Source organism: Catenibacterium sp. co_0103 (genome assembly GCF_004168205.1).
GTDB lineage: Bacteria > Bacillota_I > Bacilli_A > Erysipelotrichales > Coprobacillaceae > Catenibacterium > Catenibacterium mitsuoka_A.
On the sequence record NZ_RCYB01000207.1, the window covers coordinates 1 to 1,073 of the forward strand.

Here is a 1,073-nt window from a genome sequence, read left to right on the forward strand (position 1 = left end):
AAGTCTGTTCTGGAATTTTCGCAGAAAATAGAGCGTGAATCGTTCATTTTTTTGATAATGTGATTTAAAGTTTTCTCAAGTTGTTTATAGTTGTCCATAATGTATACCTCCGACGACATCTATAAACAATTGGCCAATAATCAATATATAAATATTGATTATTGGCCTTACATTTTTGGGCTTTTGTCAAGAGCAAATAAAAAAGGCATACATTTTGTTTGTATGCCTTGATAGCTGTCAATTCTTAACTTGATGACACTGCCCGAAGGTTCTTTTATGCTTTAATAATCTTTAATAAGGGTTCATTCTTTTCTAATAATCCAAATAAGAATGCACCGATTTCTAATACAACAACTTCACCTACAAATACATAAACTGCATTTAATAGGAATGGTGTATGGAATGCAAGTGTTAATTCAATACCAACAATGATACCGTTGATTAATCCACCTAAGATACCACCAACATAACGATTAGATACTTTGTTCATAGCAACTACTGCAAGTAAAGTCGCAAATGTACCAAATACCATATCATATGCACCAAGAGATGATGGAACGTTCGCAATGAAGCATCCTAATACTAATCCTGGGATATATTTCTTATTGTAGAATGCAAGGAAGATCATTACTTCTGAAATTCTCATCTGCACCTGACCATAAGAAATTGGCGCTAAGCCAATAGTAAGTGCTGCGTAGACTGCAGCGATGACTGCGTTTAATGCAATCGTTTTAACGTCTAGTTTTTTCATATTCGATTTTCTCCTTCTTCTAAAGAACAGTTAGAAGCCAAACATCATGAATTATATTCATATGTTCTTAGTTTTTTATACTGGGTTTGGCTCTCGAACCAGTTCCCAACTACTATATCATTTATAAGTATAGGAGACAAGAAAAAGAGTAAAAAAAAACGAGTCAAGCGGTACTTGACTCATCGGCTCATCGCATTTTAAATTGCGACCTGGCAGCTTGCTATTGTCGCGTCTTCACACTATCATCGCCGTTATGATGCTTAACTTCCGTGTTCGGGATGGGAACGGGTGTGTCCATCATGCTATCGCCGCCAGATCCTCG

1 protein-coding gene, 1 rRNA gene and 1 riboswitch are annotated in these 1,073 nt (G+C 36.2%); both genes read right to left on the minus strand.

The window, feature by feature from the left end; translation table 11 throughout:
- Positions 1 to 274: 274 nt before the first annotated feature.
- Positions 275 to 751: a QueT transporter family protein gene (locus tag EAI80_RS13165; RefSeq protein ID WP_129982392.1), complete on the minus strand. Its 477-nt coding sequence runs from the start codon at positions 749 to 751 to the stop codon at positions 275 to 277.
- Between the two features lie 61 nt (positions 752 to 812).
- A riboswitch (PreQ1 riboswitch) is annotated at positions 813 to 859 on the minus strand.
- 99 nt (positions 860 to 958) lie between these two features.
- Positions 959 to 1,067: ribosomal RNA gene (gene rrf, locus EAI80_RS13170) — 5S ribosomal RNA — on the minus strand.
- Positions 1,068 to 1,073: the final 6 nt, after the last annotated feature.

Bases quoted from the DNA above. Each gene is read 5' to 3' on its own strand.
- EAI80_RS13165 (WP_129982392.1), bottom strand. From the start codon at position 751: ATGAAAAAACTAGACGTTAAAACGATTGCATTAAACGCAGTCATCGCT.